Origin of the sequence: Kineococcus glutinatus (genome assembly GCF_039542765.1) — a bacterium.
Classification (GTDB): Bacteria; Actinomycetota; Actinomycetes; order Actinomycetales; family Kineococcaceae; genus Kineococcus_A; species Kineococcus_A glutinatus.
Genome location: NZ_BAABIL010000821.1, coordinates 1 through 984 on the forward strand (window position 1 = coordinate 1; position 984 = coordinate 984).

Annotated in this window: 1 protein-coding gene and 1 pseudogene; both read right to left on the reverse strand. The window is 76.9% G+C overall.

Annotation, left to right across the window (positions count from 1 at the left end; genetic code table 11):
- A pseudogene (locus tag ABEB16_RS21715) lies at positions 1–387 on the reverse strand (hypothetical protein); the annotation flags it as partial.
- A gap of 11 nt (positions 388–398) precedes the next feature.
- Positions 399–984, reverse strand: a 586-nt coding sequence (locus tag ABEB16_RS21720; protein ID WP_345714250.1) for an arabinofuranosyltransferase, incomplete at its 5' end; no start/stop codon positions are given.

The following is a 984-nucleotide window of genomic DNA, read 5'->3' on the forward strand; positions in this document are numbered from 1 at the left end:
GTCCGTGTCCACCAGCGTGCGCCCGGAGGAGCGCACCTGCAGCCGCCCCCCGCCGACCGTGACGCTCAGGGAGCGTTCCTCGCCGCGGGCGTCGCCCGCCTCGGCCGTCGCCACCGCCGTCGAACGCTGCCCGGCGCCGGTGCGCGCGTCGAGCGCGCGCAGCGCCGCGGCCGGGACGGTGGCGGTGACGTCGAGGGGGCGGTACGGCATGAACAGCGCCACCGTGGAGCTCGGGGCGGCGGGGTCCACGGGCCAGTGCACCTGCGGGGTGCGCACGGTGACGGGCGCCAGCGGCAGCAGGCAGGACAGCAGCGCGGTGAGCGCGGCGACGGCGAGGGGCAGCAGGCCTGCGCGGGGCAGCACGCCGGCGGCGCGGGCTCGGAGCACGGGAGCAGAACCTATCGGCGCGCCACGACCGTGAACGGCCCCACGTCGCGCAGGTCGAACAGGGCCTCGTCGAAGAGGGCGCGGTCGAAGGAGACCGTCTCCCAGCCCACGTTGGGCTCGGCGGGGAAGATGTCGGTGGTCATCCCGATCTCCAGCCGGTCCCCGGCGCGGTGCAGCACGAAGACGTCCGGGGCCCGGAACGGGCTGGTGTCGAGGCGGCGCACCAGGTCGGCGCCGTCGCTCGCGCGCGCCCAGTCCTCCACCTGCTCGCGGCGGGCGTCGAAGTCGGCCAGCGGGTTGGCGTAGTGGGCGGTCATCTGCTGGAAGCCGTGGTACGGGGCGAACGTCGCCAGCTCGTACAGGGAGGACAGCACGACGAGATCCTCGGCCTGCTCGCCGGACAGCTCCGTGATCGCCGCCAGCAGGTCCGGCGTCCACGCCCCGCCCGCCTCCGGGTCGCGCTCGCCCGTGGCGGTGCGCCCGTCGGCGCCGTAGTCGCCCCACGCGTGCTCCAGGCCGCGCGCCAGCGCCGTCGGGGCGGCCTGCAGGGAGCCGTCGACGGTCGCGGCGCCGGCCAGCAGCGCCACCGCCGCCACG